The sequence below is a fragment of the Psychrobium sp. 1_MG-2023 genome, assembly GCF_030689115.1.
Taxonomy (GTDB): domain Bacteria; phylum Pseudomonadota; class Gammaproteobacteria; order Enterobacterales; family Psychrobiaceae; genus Psychrobium.
The window spans coordinates 32,620-57,421 of record NZ_JAUYVJ010000021.1 but is presented as its reverse complement, the minus strand read 5'-3'; the positions used below and the strand labels follow the sequence as shown (position 1 = coordinate 57,421).

The 24,802-nt window shown below is 41.5% G+C and carries 25 protein-coding genes and 1 riboswitch; of the genes, 8 read left to right on the top strand and 17 right to left on the bottom strand.

Going from position 1 to position 24,802, the window contains the following annotated elements; genetic code table 11:
* Nucleotides 1–3: 3 nt before the first annotated feature.
* The 5 genes from Q8W26_RS11875 to lysC are packed head-to-tail and all read right to left on the bottom strand — an operon-like array spanning nucleotide 4 to nucleotide 5,404.
* Nucleotides 4–1,113: a succinylglutamate desuccinylase/aspartoacylase family protein gene (locus tag Q8W26_RS11875; RefSeq protein WP_101214814.1), complete on the bottom strand. Its 1,110-nt coding sequence runs from the start codon at nucleotides 1,111–1,113 to the stop codon at nucleotides 4–6.
* A 39-nt stretch (nucleotides 1,114–1,152) separates the two neighbouring features.
* On the bottom strand, nucleotides 1,153–2,355 hold the full coding sequence (locus tag Q8W26_RS11870) for a PLP-dependent decarboxylase (RefSeq protein WP_101214815.1): 1,203 nt from the start codon (nucleotides 2,353–2,355) through the stop codon (nucleotides 1,153–1,155).
* On the bottom strand, nucleotides 2,355–3,104 hold the full coding sequence (locus Q8W26_RS11865; RefSeq protein ID WP_101214816.1) for a 2,3,4,5-tetrahydropyridine-2,6-dicarboxylate N-succinyltransferase: 750 nt from the start codon (nucleotides 3,102–3,104) through the stop codon (nucleotides 2,355–2,357). The genes Q8W26_RS11870 and Q8W26_RS11865 overlap by 1 nt, the downstream gene beginning before the upstream one ends.
* 33 nt (nucleotides 3,105–3,137) lie before the next feature.
* Nucleotides 3,138–4,031, bottom strand: a complete 894-nt coding sequence (dapA, locus tag Q8W26_RS11860) for a 4-hydroxy-tetrahydrodipicolinate synthase (protein ID WP_101214817.1) — start codon at nucleotides 4,029–4,031, stop codon at nucleotides 3,138–3,140.
* On the bottom strand, nucleotides 4,031–5,404 hold the full coding sequence (gene lysC, locus Q8W26_RS11855; RefSeq protein WP_101214818.1) for a lysine-sensitive aspartokinase 3: 1,374 nt from the start codon (nucleotides 5,402–5,404) through the stop codon (nucleotides 4,031–4,033). The genes dapA and lysC overlap by 1 nt, the downstream gene beginning before the upstream one ends.
* Nucleotides 5,405–5,484: 80 nt before the next feature.
* Nucleotides 5,485–5,661, bottom strand: a riboswitch (Lysine riboswitch).
* Nucleotides 5,662–5,879: 218 nt separating this feature from the next.
* On the opposite strand from lysC, the gene modF reads away from it, so the two are divergent.
* The 6 genes from modF to Q8W26_RS11825 all read left to right on the top strand — a co-directional run bounded on the left by modF (nucleotide 5,880) and on the right by Q8W26_RS11825 (nucleotide 13,362).
* On the top strand, nucleotides 5,880–7,340 hold the full coding sequence (modF, locus tag Q8W26_RS11850) for a molybdate ABC transporter ATP-binding protein ModF (RefSeq protein WP_305473461.1): 1,461 nt from the start codon (nucleotides 5,880–5,882) through the stop codon (nucleotides 7,338–7,340).
* The gene (locus Q8W26_RS11845; RefSeq protein WP_370694280.1) at nucleotides 7,330–7,527 is read left to right on the top strand and encodes a DUF2970 domain-containing protein; all 198 of its coding nucleotides are present in this window, start codon (nucleotides 7,330–7,332) and stop codon (nucleotides 7,525–7,527) included. Before modF ends, Q8W26_RS11845 begins: the two co-directional genes overlap by 11 nt.
* A 184-nt stretch (nucleotides 7,528–7,711) precedes the next feature.
* Nucleotides 7,712–8,461, top strand: coding sequence for an ABC transporter ATP-binding protein (locus tag Q8W26_RS11840; RefSeq protein ID WP_101214821.1), 750 nt, complete (start codon nucleotides 7,712–7,714; stop codon nucleotides 8,459–8,461).
* A gap of 33 nt (nucleotides 8,462–8,494) precedes the next feature.
* Complete coding sequence (locus Q8W26_RS11835) at nucleotides 8,495–10,498, top strand: TonB-dependent receptor (protein ID WP_101214822.1); 2,004 nt, start codon at nucleotides 8,495–8,497, stop codon at nucleotides 10,496–10,498.
* Nucleotides 10,499–10,556: 58 nt separating this feature from the next.
* Complete coding sequence (locus tag Q8W26_RS11830; protein ID WP_305473458.1) at nucleotides 10,557–12,002, top strand: DUF3526 domain-containing protein; 1,446 nt, start codon at nucleotides 10,557–10,559, stop codon at nucleotides 12,000–12,002.
* Nucleotides 11,989–13,362, top strand: a complete 1,374-nt coding sequence (locus Q8W26_RS11825) for a DUF3526 domain-containing protein (protein WP_101214823.1) — start codon at nucleotides 11,989–11,991, stop codon at nucleotides 13,360–13,362. The genes Q8W26_RS11830 and Q8W26_RS11825 overlap by 14 nt, the downstream gene beginning before the upstream one ends.
* An 87-nt stretch (nucleotides 13,363–13,449) precedes the next feature.
* On the opposite strand, the gene Q8W26_RS11820 is transcribed toward Q8W26_RS11825, so the two are convergent.
* Genes Q8W26_RS11820 through Q8W26_RS11805 form a run of 4 tightly spaced genes read right to left on the bottom strand, consistent with a single transcriptional unit; the run spans nucleotide 13,450 to nucleotide 16,352 of the window.
* Nucleotides 13,450–14,133, bottom strand: a complete 684-nt coding sequence (locus tag Q8W26_RS11820; RefSeq protein WP_101214824.1) for an SCO family protein — start codon at nucleotides 14,131–14,133, stop codon at nucleotides 13,450–13,452.
* Nucleotides 14,134–14,139: 6 nt separating this feature from the next.
* Complete coding sequence (gene cyoE, locus Q8W26_RS11815; protein ID WP_305473454.1) at nucleotides 14,140–15,054, bottom strand: heme o synthase; 915 nt, start codon at nucleotides 15,052–15,054, stop codon at nucleotides 14,140–14,142.
* Nucleotides 15,055–15,064: 10 nt separating this feature from the next.
* Nucleotides 15,065–15,622 (bottom strand): hypothetical protein, encoded by a 558-nt coding sequence (locus Q8W26_RS11810; RefSeq protein WP_101214826.1) that lies wholly within the window; start codon nucleotides 15,620–15,622, stop codon nucleotides 15,065–15,067.
* Nucleotides 15,609–16,352: an SURF1 family protein gene (locus tag Q8W26_RS11805; RefSeq protein WP_101214827.1), complete on the bottom strand. Its 744-nt coding sequence runs from the start codon at nucleotides 16,350–16,352 to the stop codon at nucleotides 15,609–15,611. The genes Q8W26_RS11810 and Q8W26_RS11805 overlap by 14 nt, the downstream gene beginning before the upstream one ends.
* Before the next feature lie 52 nt (nucleotides 16,353–16,404).
* Between Q8W26_RS11805 and Q8W26_RS11800 the strand changes: the two genes are divergently transcribed.
* A complete protein-coding gene (locus Q8W26_RS11800; RefSeq protein ID WP_101214828.1) occupies nucleotides 16,405–16,614 on the top strand; it encodes a DUF2909 family protein in 210 nt (69 codons plus the stop codon).
* Nucleotides 16,615–16,618: 4 nt separating this feature from the next.
* Here the strand turns inward: Q8W26_RS11800 and Q8W26_RS11795 are convergent, their stop codons facing one another.
* From Q8W26_RS11795 to coxB, 4 genes are read right to left on the bottom strand one after another with little or no spacing between them, the layout of a single operon-like run.
* The gene (locus Q8W26_RS11795; RefSeq protein ID WP_101214829.1) at nucleotides 16,619–17,494 is read right to left on the bottom strand and encodes a cytochrome c oxidase subunit 3; all 876 of its coding nucleotides are present in this window, start codon (nucleotides 17,492–17,494) and stop codon (nucleotides 16,619–16,621) included.
* Between the two features lie 13 nt (nucleotides 17,495–17,507).
* Nucleotides 17,508–18,077 (bottom strand): cytochrome c oxidase assembly protein, encoded by a 570-nt coding sequence (locus Q8W26_RS11790; protein ID WP_101214830.1) that lies wholly within the window; start codon nucleotides 18,075–18,077, stop codon nucleotides 17,508–17,510.
* 5 nt (nucleotides 18,078–18,082) lie between these two features.
* Nucleotides 18,083–19,675: a cytochrome c oxidase subunit I gene (gene ctaD / locus Q8W26_RS11785; protein WP_101214831.1), complete on the bottom strand. Its 1,593-nt coding sequence runs from the start codon at nucleotides 19,673–19,675 to the stop codon at nucleotides 18,083–18,085.
* Nucleotides 19,675–20,802, bottom strand: a complete 1,128-nt coding sequence (coxB, locus tag Q8W26_RS11780; RefSeq protein ID WP_370694279.1) for a cytochrome c oxidase subunit II — start codon at nucleotides 20,800–20,802, stop codon at nucleotides 19,675–19,677. Before coxB ends, ctaD begins: the two co-directional genes overlap by 1 nt.
* Nucleotides 20,803–21,250: 448 nt before the next feature.
* Between coxB and Q8W26_RS11775 the strand changes: the two genes are divergently transcribed.
* Nucleotides 21,251–21,850, top strand: coding sequence for a Yip1 family protein (locus Q8W26_RS11775; protein WP_101214832.1), 600 nt, complete (start codon nucleotides 21,251–21,253; stop codon nucleotides 21,848–21,850).
* A 134-nt stretch (nucleotides 21,851–21,984) separates the two neighbouring features.
* Here Q8W26_RS11775 and Q8W26_RS11770 read toward each other — a convergent pair whose 3' ends face one another.
* The 4 genes from Q8W26_RS11770 to thiL all read right to left on the bottom strand — a co-directional run bounded on the left by Q8W26_RS11770 (nucleotide 21,985) and on the right by thiL (nucleotide 24,794).
* On the bottom strand, nucleotides 21,985–23,028 hold the full coding sequence (locus Q8W26_RS11770; protein WP_101214833.1) for a heme A synthase: 1,044 nt from the start codon (nucleotides 23,026–23,028) through the stop codon (nucleotides 21,985–21,987).
* Nucleotides 23,029–23,138: 110 nt separating this feature from the next.
* A complete protein-coding gene (locus tag Q8W26_RS11765) occupies nucleotides 23,139–23,327 on the bottom strand; it encodes a hypothetical protein (RefSeq protein WP_101214834.1) in 189 nt (62 codons plus the stop codon).
* A 10-nt stretch (nucleotides 23,328–23,337) separates the two neighbouring features.
* A complete protein-coding gene (locus Q8W26_RS11760) occupies nucleotides 23,338–23,835 on the bottom strand; it encodes a phosphatidylglycerophosphatase A (RefSeq protein ID WP_101214835.1) in 498 nt (165 codons plus the stop codon).
* Nucleotides 23,832–24,794 carry a thiamine-phosphate kinase gene (gene thiL, locus Q8W26_RS11755; RefSeq protein WP_101214836.1) on the bottom strand — a complete coding sequence of 321 codons (963 nt, stop codon included), beginning with the start codon at nucleotides 24,792–24,794 and terminating at the stop codon, nucleotides 23,832–23,834. Before thiL ends, Q8W26_RS11760 begins: the two co-directional genes overlap by 4 nt.
* Between the last annotated feature and the right edge of the window lie 8 nt (nucleotides 24,795–24,802).

Below are 24,802 nucleotides of genomic sequence, written 5' to 3'. Positions count from 1 at the left end.
CAGTTATAAAGTGAAATAATTAGTAAACACTTTATAAAGCTCCGTTCCTTGATTCACACTCGCCGAAGCAAAATGTAAAATTGGTATGCAGTCAGCAGGTGCATAAACTAACTCAACGGCATCATCATGACCATAACGATCCATGCGCAAGATACGCGCTAATGGCTGACCAGCTTTAACTTCCTCTCCAAAAGGTACTAAGTATTCCACTAAACCACTTTTAGGAGCATACAATGCACGATAATCGTTAAGGTAACAGGCATAACGTGTCATTTTTGACGGTGAAAATAGACCCGGCTCAATAACCTTCTGATGACTTAAATAGCTTAAGACGCTATGACAGTCTTTTTTCGCTTCTTCAAGACATAACCACTCTTGCGAGCCAAGTTCAAGCGTAAACGCATCAATAGCAACATCAATCTCACGCCCTTGCGCTTGGTAAGCTAATTGCAGTTGCCACCATGGGCAAAAAGCGGCTTCATCTAAAGCGCCATCAAAGTCGCTAGGAATAAACATTGTGTGTGGAATATCAAATAACACCGCGCGTTCTTTCGCGTACTCCGGGCAATAGAGGTGACGAGAAGAAATTGGTCCCGTGTGCAAGTCCAACACAATATCCGCTTCAAACGCCATGCGCTGTAAGTTGGCACATAAATGTTGTGCGGTATTTAACCCGTAAGGGTTGCTTAACCTTGCATCCAAATCACTAATAATTAGCTGACGAAACCTAGCTACGATTTCACCTTGCTCTAAATCAGGATACTGTGCGGCGAACTCCGCAGGTAAAGATGGATTAAAGTGGTAACCTCGGTTCCAGTTGGTGCCAGTGATAGGGTCAAAGCGCCCTAACGTAAACTCACCACTCTTTTGATTGGTACCTATTGGGTTAGCTAAAGGTACCAGCGTAATATCACCATAGCAATCGAGCTGTTTTAATTGCTCTAGCAGTTGATAAATTACTGCATTACCTTGTACTTCAGCACCATGCATATTCGCTTGGATATACACCTTAGGCCCATTGGCACTGCCTTTGATTTGATAAATTGGCACACTCATCTCTTGGCCATTGGCCATATGTGCAACTACTTGAGATGACGTTAAAATTTGTGACATGTAACTACTCTAATAAATACAGACTTGCTAGCACCAAGGCTAGCATAAATAAGATGAAGCAGGCTGTGCTTGACGCACAACTTCGAAACGCCCTTGAGAAAAGACAACTTCCGCAGGTAACTCATGACATAAGAAAAATGGCATTGCTTCGGTAAAGCCATAAGCACCACATTGAGCAAACACCAACTGATCGCCAACACTGACATCTTTCGGTAAGGGTAACTCACCAAGTTTATCCAAACTGGTACATAACGGTCCATGAATATGGAACGACTGAGCCGATTCAGCCGAGTCACGTAACAAGCTTACCGGAAATGGTTGGTCGGTGATCGCAGGGCGTAATAAATGATTAATCCCCCCCTGTAATACAAGTAGCTCTTGCTCATAATTAGTTTTACGGTCAATCACTTCACTAACATAATAACCATATTCACCGACAGCAAAACGCCCAAGTTCTAACCACAACTCATTAACCTTAGCTTGGCGTTTTATTTCAGATAATGCACCAGCAAGGTATGGCCAAAGTAATTGCTGTTCACTTTCATGATAAGGAATGCCTAAGCCACCACCGAGATCCAGTACTTTTAACTCAAAGTCTAGCGCTTGAGCCAATGCAGTTAATGGCGCGATCATCGCTTGCCATAAACTAATTAGCTTATCGGCATCTAGCATGTTACCCCATTGGAAAATATGTAAACCAACTACATCAACCTCAGGGTAATCAGCTAAACAAATCTCTGACCATTCTTGAGCGCCCAAGCCAAACGGCGTTAAGCTGTTGCCACCAAGCGGGTTGTCGTCCCCTTGCTCAAAGCGCAACTGAACACGTAACAACACTTGAGGGCGTTTATTGTGCGACTGACTTAACTCGTTTAATAGCGCTAATTGATTGACACTTTCAACAACAAAGGTGTTAACACCGCGCTGTAAGAAGTGGCTAAGCTGCTGACGAGATTTAGCCGGTCCGGTATTTAAAATACGATCGCTACCAATGCCTTGAGCTAACACTTGCTCTAACTCACCCGTACTTGCGACATCAAAGTTCATACCTTGCTTATCCAAGGTTTGAATGACACGTGATAATGGGTTAGCTTTAACCGCAAACCACAGCTTGATTTCATCGCTTGCAAGGCTCGCTATATGCTTGCTTAAACCATCTAAGTCATACACAAAAAATGGTACTTGCTGACTTGCGCTAAACTCGGCTAGCTGTTCTCTCAAAGGCGTTGGCATTTTTTGCATTATCTTAGTGCCTGTTCTAACTCAAGAGCTGCATCACTTTGCTCATCACGATACTTAACAATAACTGGACATTGCATGCTTAGACCTTGCTTTTGTGCCCACTCACTTTGCATAGGGCGCGTGCCTGGAATCACAATCGCATTGCGTGGAATCGGTGCGCCCTTTTCTAACATCACTTCATTAACCGCATCATAAACAGGAATAGAAGCCGATAACGTCACACTTGGTGCTAACACCGCGCCTTCACTAACCACAACACCTTCAACTAAGATACAGCCGGCACTGATAAATGCATTATCTTCAACAATCACAGGGCTTGCACCAATTGGCTCTAATACACCACCGATTTGTACGCCAGCAGATAAATGTACGTTTTTACCTATCTGAGCACATGAACCAACCAGTGCGTGAGAATCAACCATCGTACCTTCATCAACAAAAGCACCGATATTAATATAAGCAGGAGGCATAATAATAACGCCCGGCGCAACATAACTTCCGCGGCGCACCGATGAACCACCTGGCACTAGGCGTACACCGTCTTGTGGTGAGAATTGGCGAGGAGCCAGATTGTTTTTATCAACGAAGCCACCATATGCGCCATCAAAAGCGACGTTTTCGCCCGCTTTAAATGCCGCTAAAATTGCTTGTTTCACTTCAACATTGGCATGCCACACACCATTGTCATCTTTGGTCGCCGAACGCAATTGTCCTGCTTCTAATTGTTCAAAAACTTGTTGCCAGTTCATGTGTTACCTTAAATTTATACTACGTAAATAAAATTATTGTTGGTTCGTAAACCATTGATTAATTGACTCGTTTGCTGCCATCAGCGGTGCAAATTCCGTTAACTCGCTATGGGTTAACGGCAGTCTTAATTGCGGGTGTCCAATTTGCTGGGTGTGGTGTAATAACACCTTGACTGGAATTGGGTTAGCTACGCTGAATAATGGTTCGATTGCTGCCTTCCACAGGTTAAACTCCATACGATGAGGTGTATCAAGGCACTGCTGTACATAGAGGTTAGTCGGTTGTGGCCAAGCATTGGCACATACAGAAACTAAACCTGATGCTCCCAACAATGAGAATTCAGGTAGTAACGCATCATCACCGCTGTAAATAGCAACGCCCGGCAGTGCTTGCTTAAATTCATTAAATTTAACCACGCTGCCACTGGCTTCTTTAACTGACCAGAACATCGCCTCGTCAGTTAGATTAGCTAAGGCTTGAGGTGAGAGCTCAACGCCACTGCGAGAAGGCACGTTATAAAGCATGCAAGGGAATTTACTGCGCTCAAGTAAGCTTCTAAACCATTGTTCTTGCCCCTTAGGGCCAGGTTTGGCATAAAGCGGAGCTGCAAGTAAGTAAGCATCAATTGGTAGCTGGTTGCAAAACTCTAACCATTCGAGTTGACTCTCTAAATTATACCCACCAACAGCCACCATAATCGGTGCTTGAGGTTGATGCTGACAAACGAAACGAATAATTTTTTTCTGCTCATTGAGCGATAGCGCTAGCCCTTCACCGGTGCTACCTAGCATTAAAATACCATTTCCAGCTGCCGCTTGTTGATCCAATAATGTTGCTAATGCATCATAATCGACCCGACCACGCTCATTAAACGGAGTGACTAGTGCAGTCCATAATGGGTAATCTTTCACGTTAAATGAGCTCATTAGGCAACACCTTCTCTGTTATTTTCAAACATCGAGCTATGCAGGCGACTCACTACACTTGCAGCAACCTCTTCATCAACAAGGAAACATAAGTTATGTGAGCTTGCGCCCTGACAAATCATTCGCACATTGACGTCTTCCAACGTTGAGAACAAGCGGGTACCTACACCGTAACTGCTATCAATACCATTACCAATCAAAGCCACCAGTGCTAAGCCATTTTCAATGGTAACCTGACACACTTCGCGTAGCTCAGCTAATAGCTCATCACTCAATTGGTGTTGACCCGACGAATTAGAACCTGTGTTATCTAGCGTTAATGCAACACTAATTTCTGAGGTGGTTACCAAATCAACACTTAAATTATATTTAGCTAAAATAGTAAACACGCGTGCTAAGAATCCCGGCGCATGTAACATATCCATGCTAGTCACGGTTAGTAAAGTTTGTTCACGACGAAGTGCGATAGCACGGTAAACAGGTTTTGACTCTGTTTCATTACGCACGATGGTGCCACCAGCTTGTGGGTCCCTAGAGGAACCAACAAACACGGGAATGTTTTTGCGCATGGCAGGGATCAGTGTTGATGGGTGAAGTACTTTAGCGCCAAACGTCGCCATTTCAGCGGCTTCATTAAAACTAATTTCTTCTAACGCATACGCTTGGTTAGTGATACGCGGATCAGTTGTAAAAATACCTGTAACATCTGTCCAAATGTTAATTTGCGCAGCATTAATTGCCTCGCCCAGTAACGCCGCCGAATAATCACTGCCACCGCGACCAAGGGTAGTTGTTTCGCCTTGCGAGTTGCTACCAATAAAGCCTTGAGTAACAACAATATTGTCATTTAGTAGTGGCTGTAATCGCTCCTCAACTAACGGCGCGATATCATCAACTTGAGGAATTGCTTTTCCGTGTTGACCATCAGTTTTTAAAACATCACGAACATCAAAACACACTGATTGTGCACCACGAGCAATGAGCACTTGGCTAAATAGTGTTGATGATAAACGTTCACCAAAAGAGAGTAATTTATCCGTTAATGCCGCAGATGGTCCGTTAGCAATGGCTAAGCTGGTGTCATTCATTTGTACCAACAAATGACGAACACGCTCTAATACTTCATTACTAAGTGCTAAGTGCTCAACGATACGTTGTTGGATTTGAGCAATATCATCTAACGCTTGCAGACGATCCACTTCAGATAAGGTACCGTGACTCAACGCCACTAATAAATTGGTCACACCGCTACTTGCGCTAACGACAACAAGGCGTGTATTAGGATCAGATAAGACAACGTCAGCACAACGCTGCATCGCTGCAAAATCAGCTAGGCTAGTTCCGCCAAATTTGGCTATATTTGATTGATTCATTATGTTTCTCTCGAACAAATTTCGTTCGGAGAACTTGAGGCATTTGAACAAAGCAATAGCAACCAGCCATTGCTTATACAAAGGCCAGAAGCTCTCCACCAATAATTAGGTGACAGTCATTAAGGATTCAGCCTTAATGCCCAGAGTAATGATTATCCAAAAATCACTTCCCCTCGGCGCTAGTCCCCATCATTGCAAGTCATGGAAGTTTGGACTTCTCTTTGCAATTACCTGGCTAACGCTCCTCTTCTGGCCTTTCTCTGTTAAGTCACTTGTGTAACTCAACAGTAAAAGAAAGGTTGCGCGCATTAAATCATTTTCGCCCCGTCAAGGTCAAGTAAGATCTTTACCAATAGACTAAAGTGCGATAAAGATTCTATCGACAACCCCTTGCCGATAAAATCACCTCAATGCTATTGTCGAGTCTAACCATAACCTTGCACCGCAAAATGCCCAATAGCTGAAGTTTCACATTATGAACCCTCTTTTACAGATCACTGATTTACATTTTGACATCGATCCACAGCATCAACTATCAATTGATTCTCTCACTATCAATAGCGGTGGGTCCTATTTATTTTGTGGTGATAACGCCAGTGGTAAGTCATTACTGGTACAGCTAATTGCACAAGATAATTCAGACGTTCAAGGAACAATCACTCGGCCAGTGAAGACAAGCCTAGTCGGATTTAGTGTTGAAGATGAGATATTGGCCATTGATCGCTATTTTGACCGCAGTGAAGATATCGAAGGGGGTATCGATTGGGGGCGCAGTGCCCAAGATGTAATTGGTCATAATGAGATAGCTAAACAGATAACTGAGATGCTCAAGATAGAGCCGCTACTTAGTAAACCTTTTAAGGTACTATCAACGGGAGAAACACGTAAGGTATTACTTGCTCGAGCTTTAGTACAGAAACCTGACTTACTAATTCTAGATGAGCCTTATGCTGGGCTCGACATTGCATCACAACAGCACTTGACTGACACTTTAAACACCTTAATTTCACAAGGGTTAAGTGTAATCATTGTTGATTTCTACCATCAAGATTTACCGCAAAACCTCACTCACTTTTTACTAATGGCTAGCGGAAAAGTTGTGACACAAGGCTTAAAACAACACGTGATGGAGACTAAGCTATGGCAACAAGCCAACCAGCAAAAAGTGACTTTGCCACATCACTTACCAGACTGTCATGATTATCAACACCTAGATTCAGATATTGCCTTTGTTATGATGAATAATGTCAGTGTCAGTTATGAAGATAACCAAGTGTTTAATAATTTTTCTTGGCACTTCAACTCTGGGCAACACTGGCGCTTAGCAGGACCAAACGGTTGCGGTAAATCAACACTTTTAAGTCTGATTAATGGCGATAACCCAAAAGCCTACGGTAAAGATATTCACTTATTTGGTGTCAAACGAGGTAGTGGCGAAACAGTTTGGGATATTAAAAAGCATTATGGTGTAGTCAGTGCTCAACTTCACCGAGACTATCGTGCAGGAGTGTCAGTGTTAGGGGCGGTATTATCAGGCTTTTTTGATACCATTGGCTTGTATGATCAACCCAGTGAACACCAAATTGATATTGCTAAACAATGGCTTGATTTATTACAACTGAGCGAGCAAGCGAATAAACCGTTTTCTCAAATATCTTATGGTGAACAACGTTTAGTATTAATTGCTCGCGCTGTAGTCAAGTTACCGCTAATTTTAATTCTTGATGAACCTTGCCTAGGCTTAGATAACCAAAATAGAGCACAAATTTTAGCGTTAATTGATTACATCACTCGCCATAGTAATACCCACATTTTGTTTGTCAGTCACGATGCCAGAGATAAGTTACAATGTTTAACTCATCAACTGGACTTTATAAAGGAACACAAGGGTTATTCAATCAAACAAACTCAGTTAGCCAAGGACAATGATGAATAAAAAGAAACCGTCAATTTTGCAAGTTGTTTTTAGTGTATTTGCCGCGTTAGTCGGTATTCAGAGTGACCGCAACAGGCAACGCGATTTTACACAAGGACATATTGTTCAATATATTATTGCAGGTGTCCTTATCACTATATGCGTCATCGCTTTTCTCATATTCATAGTGAGCCGTATTGTTCCTTAGTTTAATTACTTCGGGAAAAAACCGATTACTCCACATTATTTACTTCCAACTCAGTGGTGAAGCACACTACCTTTTGCTCTGCGTGTAAAAAGACAAACTAAAGTCTAAACAATACCTTCATAATTATTGTTATATTATAACACTTGCTTTATATTATGTTATAACATAACAAGTAGAGCCCATTATGATTAAAATAGACAAGCTAAGTAAGTCCTTTGCCGGTAACTTAGCACTTAATAATTTAAATTTAACGGTAAAAGAACAAAGCGTAACCTGCCTCCTCGGGGAAAATGGGGCAGGAAAGAGTACAACCCTCAACCTAATTCTTAACTTTATCTCTCCGGACAGTGGAACAATTACTGTTGATGGCATTGATACACAAAAGCAGCCACAAAAAAGTAAAGAAAAGCTGATTTATCTTCCTGAAAATATAAATTTATACCTTGAATTTAACGCCTTAGAGAACTTGAGCTACCTAGCAAAGCTTACCGGTGAGTCTCCAAGCACCAATGATATCGAGCAAGCCCTAAGACAAACAGGATTACAAGAGTCAGCTTGGCAAGAGCCACTAAGTAATTACTCAAAAGGGATGAGGCAAAAGGTCGGTATTGCGCTAGCTATTATTAGGAAAGCAAAAATTTTACTACTTGATGAACCAACATCAGGACTAGACCCAAGCGCAACGCTTGAGTTTATTCGGGTTATCAAGATGATGGTAGCCAATGGCGCTGCCGTATTAATGGTAACACACGACCTGCATTGTGCTCATGCCCTAGCAGACCAAATTGGCATTATGAAACAGGGCTCATTGTGTGACTTATTCGAAACACAGTACCTATCAATGCAAGATGTTGAGTACAAATACCACCATCACATCATCAAGCCAATCGAAAGCCAGCACAATGCTGAAACAGTCTTAATTCAAGCAATATAACTACTTAATACGTAGCAGGAACCTTAAAGTAACATGAACAACTTCCAACAGAACAAACTGACGACCACGCTTATCGCTATTTTAGGTTTAGGTGTTTTAAATACCGCCGTAGCCGAAAGTAAACAGAACGACTCAACCATAACCATTGGCGAAGTGATCAATGTCACCACGAGTAAGCATGTTCAAAAACAAACTAGCTTAGTTGGCGCAATTGATATAATCAGTCGCGACCAATTACAAAACCAACACACCAATGTCACGGTTGATTTGTTAAAGAAGACACCTGGGCTGTATTTCTCACGTTTCAATCAAGGTATTGTATCTACCGATGTTGCGATGCGTGGTTTTAACGCTGAAGGGTCAATGCCTCATGTAAAAATGTTAATCGATGGCATTCCAAGTAATTTACATGTTGGCCTTTCAGAGATGGATGCACTGTTTCCAATGGAAGTGGAATCAATCGAAATTGTTAAAGGAAACCACGATGCTCGATATGGACTGCACAATCTAGCAGGCAACATTAACTTAACCAGTCGACGTGATGATGCTAAAGAAATAGAACTCCTTGTCGGCAGCTTTAACACATCTGAAGCGCAAGCCTACTTTGGTGATGTTCAAGATAACTTCTCGCAACATTACTTTGTCGGCACACGAAAAACAGATGGCTATCGCGATAATAGCGATCTGAACAAGCATACCCTTTCCGCTAAGTGGTTTTATCAGCCTAGCGATACTATGGAGCTTGGATTAATCGCTCGATATTTCGACTACGAAGCAGATGCACCAGGTTACCTAACCGAGCAAGTAGCAAAGCAAGCACCAGAATCATCGGCTGATTATGCAGCCTATGATAAAGGCAGTAAACAAACAAGACACTTAAGCGCGCATTTAAACAACCAAATCAATGATATTTGGCACGTGAGTGCCAAAGTTTACTGGCAACAATTTGATCGCCATCGCTATGCACAATTTACAGCATCTTCAACACAACAAGAGCGTAATGAGCAAGATATTCATAGTGGTATAATTTTACAAGCTAGTGGTGAGTTAAGCCCTAACTGGTTACTAACGTTAGGTTTAGATTACCAATCTCAAGAGAATATAAACCAACGCTTCACAACCGTGAAGCGCGTACGCCAAGGTAATCGTAGAGATTGGCAGTTCGACTATGATAATTATGGCGGCTTCACTCAATTGCAATACCGTCAAGGGCCTTTACTCATTAGTGGTGGTTTAAGATTTGATGGATTTAGTGGTGATCTAACTGACGGTATCAAAGGGCAAACTAAACGACTCAACGATAACGATATCACCGTCCAACCAAAGCTTAACTTTTTATACGATATCAATGACTCTTTAAACTTTTTCGCCAACTACGGGGAAAGCTTTCAAGCACCTATTGGAAGCAAGGCATATGTCGGGCCAGACAACAAACACTATAAGCTTTCAATTAACACTGGGGTTGAAGCAGGCTTCACATGGATGCCGACGTCAACTGCAACGGCACGTTTATCAGTTTGGCAACAGGACGCACGTAACGAGCTAACACCAAAAACCGATGGCAGCGGTGACTTTGAAAACTTGGGTAAAACCAAGCGCGAAGGTTGGGAACTTAGTTCTTATGTTGATCTGAATGACTCTTGGACTATTTTTGGCTCTTACGCTCAGCAGCAAGCTGAACTTCTTGAACCAGGAGAAAAACAAGCAGCCAGTAAGGGAAATACGTTAGCCGGTGTTCCTGATTACACCGCTACATTAGGACTTAGTTACCGTGTAACTGATGACTTCGTTATTTCTACATTCGCTAACAAACAACAAGCTTATTATGTAAGTAACGTCTATCAGGAGCGAAAATACGGTGCCGTTGACACAGTGGATCTCTCGCTAAGTTACGCGCTTGATAATATGGATTTGGGACTTAGCGTCACTAACTTGTTCGATACATACCAGGATTATGTCTACCTACTTGGCCAAGAAACTATTCACTCCCCTAGTGATGGTCGTGCAATTAGCGCCAATATTTCGTACCAATTTTAACACTAAACCTAGGTAGCAGCGATTATAGGCTGCTACCTTTTATTTTTAAGGAACGAGTGTGAATAGTCATTCCATCTGTTTGGCAGTTTGCCAGCAAGAACTCAAGCAAAAAGTTAAAAACAAAAGCGTATGGATTATGTTTGCGCTTTTACAGCTGTTGCTCGCCATTTCATTAGCCACCAGCTGGCAACAATTTAAGCAAAGCCATACGACCCAAGAAACATCACAAGCAATCGTTGAGCAACAATGGGTCGCTCAGCCAGATCGCCACCCTCACCGCGTTGCGCACTTTGGGCATTTTGCTTTTCGAGAGCCGAGTGTATTAAGTTACTTTGACATAGGCATAAACAATTGGGTTGGCCATAGTGTCTTTTTAGAGGCACATAAACAAAATAGTGCTAACTTTGCCAATGATGATAACACGAGTGAACTATTGCGCTTTTCAGAATTATCGGTCGCCAATATATTACTCGTCATTTGGCCAATGTTATTAATCACAATGGCGTTTGCTACGATTAGCGGTGAGAAAGAACAAGGGACATTAAAGAAAATATTAGCAATGGGCGTATCATTTCCAAAAATACTGACAGGTAAGATCTTCGCCTATCTGATCATTTCCGTTTCATTTATCTTACCCATATTCATCGCGACCGCTTTATTGGGAAGTTTTTTTCAATTAAGCTTCACTAGTGACACCGCGATGCGAATCGGCTTACTGTTTGCCCTTTATTTAGCTTACTGCTTATTTTGGATTGTAATCATTTTATGTTGCTCAAGCTTAAGTGCCTCATCTAAAGTCAGTTTAAGCACGCTAATCACCTTTTGGTTTATCGGTATCATTTTAGCACCGCGAGTACTCACTGATGTCGCACAGTCAATGCACCCAACTCAAACACGTTACGCTTTTATTAATGCCGTCAAAACCGATGTAAAAAAAGTCGGTAATGGTCACAACCCTCAAGACCCTTACTTCAAGGCATTTAAAGAGAAAGTGTTAGCGAAATACAACGTCAAAAACGTTGCAGATCTACCCGTTAATTACCGTGGCCTAGTCATGAAAGAAGGTGAACGTGTTACTGCTGAAATCTATCAGCGCCATTATAAAAAGCAGCTAGACGCTTTCCAAGCACAACAAGATTTTCTCAGAAACTTTTATTGGTTTACACCATTACTCGCGACTCAGCACATATCAATGGCACTGACAGCTAGTAATAATAAACACTTCTTTGATTTTGAAATGCAGGCTGAGCAGCATCGTTACGATCGTATTCAGCAACTAAATAACATACATATCGAAGAAATTAACTTTGCCCACGACAGGGATGAAAAAGCATCTGCTGAACTTTGGAAAACCTTTCCATCATTTCATTATCAGCAACCCAGCTTAAAGCAATCGCTTGAGCCTTACTTATCAAGTGCTGCTATTTTCACCTTTACACTAACAGCATTAATTTTTGGTTTGTTTAGCTCATTTTTGAAACGGAGAGTCTATGTTAGCGCTTAAATATGAATTTAAACGACTATTTAGTGGCACAGTCTATAACATAAGTATTTTAGTTTTTTTACTCAGTGGCTTACTAGCTATCCATCTAGGGGGAGAGAGCTTTAATCGTATACAACAGGCTCAACAACAATCTATCATTGCTTTTGATAAACAAACGGCGCAACTAAAACTTGCACCGAAACTGCCAGAAATGGGATCGATCGCTTACTATGCGACAGCGCCTACAACTTGGCAATTAAATGGTTGGGCGGCTTTATTTAAAGGTCAGAGTCAAAACAACCTCACTTCAATGTCTGTTAATGCGCTTGCTTTACAAGGACAAATCTATAATAAGGAGTTTATTAATCCTGATAAACATCGAGCTGGAGGATTTGATTTAGGCTTTGTTTTAGCTTATATGCTGCCGTTATTGATTGGTGTCTTATCGATTAATCTGCTAAGCGATGAAAAACAATCTGGGCGCTGGTCCTTGCTAAGCTCTTTTCCTGGAAATGCTGCTCAACAGATGATTATTAGGCTATTAGGGTTGCGCTTTGCACTAGTATCACTATTAGTTATCATATTGTTTTCCTATGCGGCGATATCATTATCATTACCAATAGATTATCAATTTACCACCTTGCTATTCTTAAGCATCTTGTATTGCTTATTTTGGTTTGTTGTCGCAACGATTATCTTAAGCCTTAATAAAGGCAACCTGATTAATACGTTATTATTTATCAGCACATGGTTAGTATTTGCAATTTTAATCCCTGGCACGATTCACTTAGCCATGAGTGAAAAGTTTAATCACAATGCGCCATTGAAAGCGAGTACTCAGCAAAGAATGGTATTAAATGATGGTTGGGATCAAGACAAGCATCAAGCTTTAACTGAGTTTTCACAACTGTATCCAGAGTTTAGCGAAAAGCTAACATTTGAAGGACGTTTTCATTGGAAGTGGTATTATGCGATGCAGCATTTAAGCGACCTGTCTGTCGCTCATCACTGGTCTGCGCATACTGAGAATATTTATAGCAAGGAGCGTTGGCTTAATAAGGTAAGTTGGTTATCTCCAAATCTTTCTTTCCAGCGATTGCTAAACAAGAGCGCTAATACTAACAGTTTATCTCACTTAGAATATTTGAAACAGGTTGAGTCATATCACACTGAAATAAGAGAGTTCATTTACCCTTACTTATTTAACGACACGCCAGTGACCGTTGAGGATGTTGACAAGTTTCCACGCTTTGAGGCTCGACAAGTAACACTTACGACAACGAGTATGAATTACCTACCGCATGGTTTATTCTTTTTGATACTGATTGTATTACTGACAGGCTGGGTCAAGCTTCGATTCAAAAAATTAGCCGTTTGCTAATTAAAGTTACTGTTCACTGACAAGTAACACCGCTATAAAGCGGTTAAGTGATCAACTTAACCGCTTTTTTATTCCATCATAGTATAATTATGCACCATCTGAGGTGGCAACAATATCAGCAAAAGAGTCAGCCATCACCTTCATATCGACAATCGGCACCTCGCCCACTTGATGAACAGGCTTAAACTGCGCATGAAGCTTACCTTGAGGGTTAATTAAGGCAATTGAAGCGCTGTGATTAACCTGATAATCATCGCTCTTCTTCGTTGCAATAATTCCATAAGGCAAAAAAAGACTTTGTGCAAACGGAAACAATTTATCGTGATTCGCCGTTAAACCTAAGAAGCTACTATCAAAGAAGTTTACATATTGCGCCAATCGTTCAACATCATCACGTAATGGATCTGCAGAAACGAATATGACCTGTACTGCTGCAATATTTTTCAACTGTGGATACACCGCTTTTATACGGGTTAAAGTCGTCGGGCAAATATCGGGACAATAAGTATAACCAAATGAAACAAAAGTCCATTTACCAATTAAGTCCTGCTCAGTAAAGCCTTCAATACCACTGCGCTGTAATTCAAACTTTGGTAATTTTTTGGCTGGTTCAAATAAACGATAGCTGCCTTTATCTTTTACTACCGTTTGCTCTGGCACACTGCGCTCAACTTGCTGGGCAGTAATACTGTCCGAAGAGAAATACATATTGGCCGTAATCCCACCAGCAATAGCGACTATAGCGGCACTGGTTAATAAGACTTTATTCAAAATAACTCACATTAGGTAATGGTCAAATAACAGAATAATAAACAATATCATAAGATGATAGATTGAGTACTTAAAAACCGCCATCGGTGAACGCTTTTTTGGCGAAAATTTAAGTTGCCATGCGACATAAAAAAATCCCCAATTGATCAAACTCGAACCAACAAAATAAAACCAGCCAGACATTCCGGTCAAAAAAGGTAACAAGCCTACAGCCATTAACAAGATGGTATAAAGTAAAATCATGGTTTTAGTAAATTCTACACCATGAGTAACCGGCAACATCGGTAGCCCTGTTTTTTTATAATCATCTACCCGATCAATCGCTAACGCCCAAAAATGTGGCGGTGTCCAAGTAAAGATTATCATCACCAGCAATAGTGCGTTACCATCTAATTGACCTGTCATTGTTGTCCAACCTAACAATGGTGGTGCAGCCCCTGCAATCCCACCAATAACAATATTTTGTGGAGTCGCTCGCTTTAGCCATAAGGTGTAAACGACGGCATAGCCTAACATGCTAACGAAAGTTAACGCAGCTGTTAGCGGGTTAACTAAAAACCATAATACTAGCGAGCCAACAAGCGACAGTAATACACCAAAGACTGCGGCTTGATATAAGCTCACTTTACCTTGTGGAATAGGGCGTCGCTTTGTTCGGGCCATTTTGATATCAAGGTTATGATCGATACAATGATTAAAAACGGCCCCTGCCGAGGACAACATACCTATCCCTAGACACCCCCAAATCAATAACGAAATATTTGGCAACTTAGGGCTTGCTAAGCACATGCCAACAACCGCAGTTAACAACAGCAATAAGATAACCTTAGGTTTAGTTAATTGATAATAAGCATGCCACTGGTATTTAATAGTAGTTAAAAGAGGGACTGTATTATTATTAATCGTTGACGCTCTAGTCATAATTATTCCCCTAGCCAATTCTTGATAGTTTCAATAACTGCTTAATGTCTAACAACATGTCATGAGCCAGTATTTGCTGTTGCTCTTTGCTACGGTTGAGGTCATAGCGCATGACTAAATTTCCGAGAGGATCAACAATCACAACCTGCTTATCTAACATACTGGTAATATTTTGGCTTGGCTTGATAAAGCTAAACAGTTTGAGATCTATCTCAGCCGCCTGCCCTACCGCCGGTGACACGCTGCTAGGTGAAACTACGATTAAACCAATCCGCTGCTGTAAGCGGCCAAGCGCTTTATATGTTTGCTGCAAATGATAGAGCTGAAGCAGGCATGAGTTATTACACTGAGAGTTTGAGAAATAAGCAATGTGCCACTGTCGCTCAGGGTTATATTCATGTAAAGCGATAAACGGCTTTAACTCCCCTGAAACTAACTCGCCGCCGTGAGTTTCAACCTCGCCCTTAAAGCCAGACACCAAGAGTAGCTTTGCTGCAATCACCGGAACAATAAATACGCCCAATAGCAAAATTAATTGCCAGCGCTTCATATGATTAGTTTGCTTCATGTCCTCTCCTTAGTGTGCGACGAAAAAAATGGACCGATAAAATGAATAAAGTGAGCGCTAAGGCAAACCATTGAACGGCATAACCGTGATGTTTCGCTACAGTCATGCCATTAACCCAGCGCCATTGCTTGCTATAACCTATCGGTTGAGATGCTTTGACCCGCACAATTGCAGGGTAAAGTATCTGTTGCTGCTTTTCTGCATGAAGCCAAGTTTCAACGACACTAAAATCAACTTCCCCAATGATCTTAGGCCAGCCCAGTAACTGTGGCTCAACAGATAAAAATGGATTGTCACTGGGTTGATGTATATACCCCTCAACTTGTAACTCCCCTGACCATTGTGACAATTGTGGTAATACATCACGATTTAAGTTTGCCTTAACCCAACCTAAATTGACTAAGACTAGCTGCTGTGATGATTCACTCAATTGCATAGGAACCAACACTTGGTAGCCTACGACGCCTTGTTCAACAACGTTATCAAGCAACAACGTATAATCATGTAATAAAGTGCCCGTTAAATTAACTGCCTGCTTATTTAATTCCACGTTTTGGCTTGTCGGTAGTGTCGATAATGAAACGGTCTGCCGCTGAGCTAACCTTTCAAGGTAATCCTGTTTATAGCCTGCTCGTTCGAGCTGCCATAAGCCTAGGCGAACTAGCATCAGTAGCAATGCTATAATCACGAGTAATGGCAGTAGTAATCTTGCATAATTCCGTTTGACCATATAGCCTCAAATATAGCGATAAATAACTACAACCGTTCACAGGGAGATCATCATGTCAGTGATTAAAATAATTATTATTGGGTTGTTTATATTTGTTTTCTTCAGTTTATTTCAAGCATTGCGCATGATGCGCACCCCTGAAAAGTCTGTACTAATGAGTCGCTTCATTGCTCGCCGTTTACTATTTTCTGTTATTATTTTTATTGTTATTTTACTCAGTGTTGCCTTTGGTTTGATTACTCCCAACCCTAGGCCTTATTAAATCGCTATAAAATATAAACAAAGAAAAATAAGCCCAGCCACACCACATCGACAAAATGCCAATACCAGCTACTCGCCTGAAATGCAAAATGACGGTCAGGGCTAAAATGCCCTTTAATCACCCGCCATAACATCACAAATAGCATCAAGGTGCCGATAGTCACATGCAAACCGTGAAAGCCTGTTAATAAGAAAAAGGTGTTTCCATAAACGCCAGAGCTTAAGGTCAGTCCCATATGACGATAAGCTTCAACATACTCTTGCGCCTGAAGTAACATAAAGATAACCCCAAGCACCACAGTAATAGCGAGAAATGATGTGAGCTGCTTACGATTATTTTTTTCTAAACCGATATGAGCAAAATGGAGAGTAACGGATGACGTAAGTAAGATGACGGTATTGATAAGTGGTAATCCCTGCCAGCCCATCGCTGTGGTTGTATCACCCGAGGGGGTCGTCACTAAAGGCCACACGGCTTCAAACTCTGGCCATAATACCTGTCCAGTCATCTGATTATTTGACGCCCCTCCCAACCAAGGAATGGCGATAGTACGGATATAAAACAACGCACCAAAGAATGCAGCAAAGAACATCACTTCAGAGAAAATAAACCAGCTCATTCCCTGTCTAAATGAACGATCCATTTGTGCACTATAGAGTCCTTGATCTGACTCTTTAATCACATCATTAAACCAACCAAACATCATTGCAATAATAATCACAACACCAATGGTTAATAGCCAACCTCCGCTTTGCGCTTCAGATCCTAGTTGCTGCACGGCCATTCCTGCACCGATAGCAATAAACAATAAACCAATGGCACCAACAATCGGCCAATGGCTTTGTGACGGAACATAATAATGTGTAGTTTGCTCAGCCATGAAACACTCCTATTTATAAAGCGGCCTGTAAGTTATGTGATTCAGCCTCAGTGACATCAGTGACATTAAATAATGTATATGAAAGTGTTAGTGTTGAAATATGCTCAGGAATGTCAGGTGAAATAAAAAACACCAAGCCCATTTCAACTGATTCGCCACCCGCTAGAGGTTGCTGGTTAAAGCAAAAACACTCGGTTTTATTAAGATACAGTCCAGCTAAACCAGGTGACACTGACGGTATCGCCTGCCCAACAATTGCCTGTCCACTTAAGTTTTTCGCACTAAATTTAACCACCTTGTTTTCCCCGGGGTGTACATCTATATAATGCTGATTTGGCTTGAACTGCCATGGCATTCCCGGCGACACTGAAGTGGTCAGTTGTAAGCGAACCACTCTGGATGAATCAATACTCTGGCTTTGCTGTTCTGCTTTTATCGTATTACGGCCATTTAGCCCCGTGAACTCACAAAACACATCGTATAAAGGCACTAGCGCAAAGCCAAAACAAAACATCCCACCAATAATCAATAGTAGCTTTTGAACCAAGCGCCTGTTTTGCTGTGTTAGTTGTTCACGGTTCATAATGATCACTTCACAATAGGTGGTGTGGTATGACTGTGATAAGGCGCGGGCGATGGCATCTCCCACTCCAAGCCTTCTGCACCTTCCCACGGTTTAGCTGGAGCCGGCTTACCACCACGAGCACATTTGATCACCACAACCAAAAAGATCAGTTGCGATAAACCAAAGGCGAAGCCACCAATGCTAACTAACTGATTAAAGTCTGCAAATTGCAGCGCATAATCAGGTACTCGGCGCGGCATCCCAGCAAGACCTAAAAAGTGCATCGGGAAGAACAAAATATTAACGGAGATAAGGGATGCCCAAAAATGCAGTTTGCCCAGACCCTCGTGATACATATGCCCCGTCCATTTCGGCAGCCAATAATAAGCCGCTGCCATAATAGAGAATATAGCACCAGTAACCAGCACATAATGAAAATGTGCAACCACGAAATAAGTGTCATGGTATTGAAAGTCCACCGGGGTGATGGCAAGCATTAACCCCGAAAAGCCACCGATGGTAAACAACACAATAAAAGCGATCGCAAACAGCATTGGCACTTCAAAGGTCAACGAGCCTCGCCACATCGTAGCAACCCAATTAAACACCTTAACTCCAGTAGGCACTGAAATAAGCATAGTGCAATACATAAAAAACAGTTCTGCGGCAACCGGCATACCCGTGGTAAACATATGATGCGCCCACACTAAAAAAGATAACAGCGCAATCGACGCCGTGGCGTAAACCATTGATGAATAGCCAAAGAGTTTCTTGCGAGAGAAGGTTGGAATGATTGCAGAAATAATACCAAATGAAGGTAAAATCATTATATATACTTCCGGGTGACCAAAGAACCAAAAAATGTGTTGAAACAATACTGGATCACCGCCACCTGCTGCTGCAAAGAAACTCGTCCCAAAATATTTATCAGTGAGTACCATAGTTACTGTTGCTGCTAACACAGGCATCACCGCAATGAGTAAAAACGCGGTAATTAACCAAGTCCATACAAAGAGTGGCATCTTCATATAGGTCATCCCCGGTGCGCGCATATTAACAATAGTCACTACAACATTAATGGCACCAAGAATTGATGATATCCCCATAATATGGACAGCGAAAACAAACAATGCCGTACTATCAGGAGAGTAGGTTGTTGAAAGTGGTGCATAAAATGTCCAGCCGAAGTTAGGGCCACCACCTTCCATAAACAATGAAGCAAGCAGAATTGAAAACGCCATTGGCAAGATCCAAAAGCTCCAATTATTCATTCGCGGCAGCGCCATGTCAGGCGCTCCAATCATCATTGGAATCAACCAGTTAGCCAAGCCAGTAAATGCAGGCATCACCGCACCAAACACCATAATTAAACCATGAACTGTTGTCATCTGGTTGAAAAAGTTAGGTTCAACTATTTGTAGCCCGGGTTGATATAGCTCAGCGCGAATGACCATAGCCATCGCCCCACCAATTAAAAACATTAAAAAGCTAAAGCCTAAATACAAACTACCAATGTCTTTATGATTTGTGGTTAAAACCCAGCGCATTAAACCTTTTGGTTTATGGTCGTGGTGTTCAGCGCCATGTTGTTCAGGAGTCGTTGTCGCCGTATTCATTATTTAACCTCCCTATTTATTATTTCACTGACTTGAATAACGTCTTTAGTATCATTACCCCAAGCATTTCTTTCATACGTTATAACTGTAGCAATCTCTTTCGCAGTCAACTGATTTGAAAATGCCTGCATAGCAGTACCAGCCTTGCCATGTAACACAATATCAATATGAGCTTGCTTATCATTTAGAGCCATCGGGCTATTTTTAATTGGGGGGAATGCACCTGGAATGCCTTGGCCATTTGGTTGATGGCACATAGCACAGCGCGCTAAGTAAACTTGTTTACCTAGCGTCATTGATTCTTCATAAGTCAGTGTCGAGGCCAATGCTTTCGTTTCAGCTTGTTTGGCAACTTCAACTTGGGCAAGTTGCTCTTTAAGCCACGCATCGTACTCGTTTTGCGGTAACACTTTGACCACAATTGGCATGAAACCATGATTCTTACCACAAAGTTCAGCACATTGTCCGCGATATATCCCCGGCTCATTAACACGCGTCCAAGCCTCATTAATAAAGCCCGGATTTGCATCTTGTTTTACTGCAAACGCAGGCACCCACCACGAATGAATCACGTCATCGGCAGTGATCAAAAAGCGAACCTTTTTTCCAGTTGGTATGACTAAAGGCTTATCTACTTCCAGCAAATAGTTTTCACTCTTTTGCGCTTGGTTAGAGATTTGTTCACTGGGTGTTGATAATAAGCTAAAGAAACCAAAATCATGTTCAAAATATTGATAGTGCCATTTCCACTGTGATGCAGTAATTTTAATGGTGATATCAGATTGAGAGTTATCCTCCATCTCAATCAATGTGCTCGTTGCAGGAATAGCCATTGTGACCAAAATAACAAATGGAATAATAGTCCAAATAATTTCAACTTTGGTGCTTTCATGAAATTGGGCTGCAGTTGCCCCTTTAGATTTTCGATGTTTGATAATGGCATAAAACATTACACCAAAAACAACCACCCCTATGGCAATACAAATGTACAAAATAGTCATGTGCAAGTCGTAAACACGATGACTAATATCGGTGACACCTGTTGTTAAGTTGAACGGACTTCCGCCGCTCGCTGTGGCTAAAAACGACATCGCGCTCAGCACAGCTACTGAGATTAATTTATGCACGAACTCACCCTATCTTCTTTGATAAAATCGCAGAGTAGAGTCTTAAAACATCACCCCAAATAACTCAGTTCTGCACAGGATCGTTTACTGTCAATCATTTATATCCAAACGATATAACCCTAAGTATAGAAGCTATTTTCAAAATGCAAAAAAAACACCCAAAAAATGAAAAATAATTTTCGATAAAAAACAATCATGTCAAGCTTATTTTGCTAATTAATTAGTTTAACACTTGCATTAGTGTGAAAATTAACCGATAAATATAAAGGACACTGTTAGCGATAAAGTTGCTTAACGAGGATGAGGGCTGTGCTGTAGATAAATAAGCGATGATTGCTAACCTAGATCTTTCTTAATGGATTTTTCTTAAAGGTCGGTATCTAGAGTGTTTTTAATTAACGATTTAACAGGTAGTTAGGTACTTAATCAATTAAAACAAGGTGGCAACATGATTTTATCGCATATTTGGGGCATCTATACACACCCGAAACAAGAATGGAAGACCATTGCAGATCGCCATGAGTCTTTAATCAACTCTATAACTCACACATTATTTATCGCATTAATTCCAACAGTCTGTTCCTATATCGCATCAGTGCATATTGGTTGGAGCATCGGTGCAGGAGAACTCATTAAACTAACGCCACAAAGTGCTCTGGCAATGGCCATGCTAATGTATGGTGCACTCGTCGGTGGTGTCATTGCATTAGGATTAATGGCACACTGGATGGCCCATAGTTTTGGCGCAAATCCGAGCCATGTTCAAGGCATAGAAGTTTCGGCATATACCGCAACACCACTTTATATGGTTGGCTTTGCAACATTATACCCTGAGCTCTGGTTTGTCATGTGTGTCGGCTTAGCAGGTATCGCATACTCAGTGTATATGCTCTATACCGGTGTTCCTATCGTGATGGGAATCGATGAAGAGCGTGGTTTTATTTATGCCAGTAGCTTAGTTACAGTAGGGTTAGTGTTTCTAGTGAGTATGCTTGGCTTAACCGTTTTTGCCTGGAGCTCAGGCATTGGTCCAGCGTTTATTCACTAGCTCAATCAATATTTGAAAGAGAACAAATTTAAAGGCAAAACAATACCAGTTTCAATAATAAGAACAACAAGTACACAAACGCTCTCTTTGCGACGAATCATTTCCCCCTTTTAATGATTCGTCGCTTTTTATTTTTATCGCTTTAACTCTTCACCTGCTGCCTTACTCCACAAATAATAGTTAGTACCCACTAAACCACCAAATAATATGGCACCCATTACATTATGAGCAACAGCATTAAAGAGCGGTAAATAAAAATAGACATTGGCTAAGCCAAGACTCAACTGAATAAACAGCAGCCCCGCTAAACCTAAAACTAGGCGATAGTACCTCGCTCTAACTAAGCTAATCAGCAATATGCCAATCACTATTGTGACTAAAACTGCACCAATGCGATGGCTGATATGAATTGCAATACGTGCACCAGCATCCAGTTGGCCGCCTAAATAATTTGGCCCCACTTGCTGGAATACATTAAAAGCTTGGCTGAAATCATTAGAGTCTAAATGTGATAAGTCACACCAGGGGAGTTGAGTACAAGCGAGGGCCGCATAATTAGACGTAGTCCAGCCTCCTAAACCAATTTGGAATAATGTGATTAGCAAGGCCGCCAAAGCTAACCAACAGAGTGTTTTATGTTTACCCCTAACTACATTGCTTTCCCCACTAATAATCACCCTTTTATTGAGCCGTAACCACAATAACAACAGCAAACTAAAAGTAAAAAAGCCACCAAGTAAGTGAGTAGTTACTACCTGAGGCCAGAGCTTCAAAGTAACGGTCCACATTCCAAACAAGCCTTGGAGTATAATAAAAAACAACAACAATACACTATGTTTAAGTGGCGCCTGCCCTATTCGTTTTTTTTCGCGGTAACATAAAAGCACGATTGCAATGCAAAATAAGCCAAGACTAGTGGCAAGGTAACGGTGAGTCATTTCAGGCCACGTAATAGACAGATCAACTGGCGCATCAGGAAATGCTAGGTTAGCTTTGATAATATCAGCACTTTCAACTGGAGCCCATAAATGACCATAACACAAAGGCCAATCAGGACAGCCTAACCCAGCATGCACTAGCCTCGTATAAGCACCTAAGGCAATGACAAAAAGGGAGAACAGAGTAGCGATTAAAACTAAACGGCTTAGGTTGCTAGAGGATTTATTCTTCTGCTGCATTCACTGCTCCTTGCTAATGACAGTCCAGTTTAATGAACTAATATAAACAAGCTAGCAAATAAATCTTAATCCAACAATACGAACCTAGAGAGATTAATAGCGGGTGAGTACTATTGTTTAGAACGATAGTTCCGACCCGTAGCGATGCGCTGTATTAGCATAATGATAAGTGCGAGGGCACACCATGACACTAGCAGCATCACGACTAATAAAGGAAATGGGAGAATATTCATTACCATTAGCACAATGAAAACAGCAACTAATAAAACGAATAAATAATGCGTCTTAGGTCGATTCATTTGGCTACTCCTAACCTAATGGCCAAATGTAATAATGAATACCTTGCAGACAAAGCGCCGCAAATACACCAGCTAACACATCGTCAATCATGATGCCAAAGCCGCCATGAACATGACGGTCAAGTAGCTTAATTGGCCAAGGCTTTAAAATATCAAAAAAGCGAAATAACACAAAACCAACAATCACTGCAGTAAGGCTCACCGGTGCAGCAATTAAGGTAATCAACATTCCGGCAACCTCATCCCAAACAATCGCACCATGATCATGAATCTGCATATCTTTAGCGGTCTTGTCACAGATCCAAAAACCAGCGACAGTAATGATTATCGTAATGATGACAAAGCTAAATAAGCTCAAGTCCATCATCAAAAAATACAACGGTAATGCCGCCAACGTGCCGAAAGTTCCCGGCGCTTTAGGAGCAAGGCCAGAGCCAAAACCTAACGCAAGAAAGTGCCATGGGTTTGCTAAAGATAATTTTGCTAATGCAGGATCTTGATGTTTCAAAAGTGAACAAAGCCTCTAAATGTATCGCTAATTGGCTTATTATCGAGTCTAAACTCAATGCCTTCACCAGTTTGCATCTGACCAATACACGTAAATGTGGTATTGGTATGTTTAAGCGCCGTTTCAACACTCCCTAACATTTGTGGAGATACAGTAAAACACAATTCATAGTCTTCACCACCACTAAGTGCAAGTTTTAATGCTTGCTCACTAGTGACATGATCACGAAGTTGCGCGGATAAGGGCAAGCTCCCGACATCAACAATTGCTTTACAACCCGATTGTTTAGCAATGTGCTTCAGGTCTGAGGCTAAGCCGTCAGAAAGATCAATCGCCGATGATGCAATATTGCGTAATGCTTGCCCAGCCAATAATCGTGGGGTTGGGTAGTATAAGCGTTTTAGCACTGGCTCTAACGTCTCACTAGGCAATTCAGTTCGTTGGTATAGCGACTCAAGTGCAAGTGCTGCATCACCTAATTGACCAGTAACACAAACCCAATCACCAATCCGAGCTTTATCACGGGTTATTTGCTGGCCTTTTGGCACTTGGCCCTGCACAGTCAGAGTAATACTCAATGGACCACGGGTAATGTCACCACCAATTAGCTCAATACCATAATAGTCAGCAGCTTTAAAGAAGCCTTCACTAAAGGCAGCTAACCAAGGTTCATCAATTTCAGGCAGTGTTAACGCAAGAGAAACCCAGCTTGGGCTTGCCCCCATTGCAGCAAGATCACTGAGATTAGCTACTAATGCCTTATAACCTAAGGCATGAGCAGGCATATCTGCAAAAAAGTGCACACCACAAACAAGGGTGTCAGTCGACACAGCAACAAGCTGTTCTGGAATAGGTTCAAGGAGTGCGCAATCGTCACCGATTGATTTTACAACGTCAAAACGTTGAGCTTGTCGATTGCTAAAATAGCGTTCGATAAGCTCAAATTCACCACAAGCCATGGGGTATA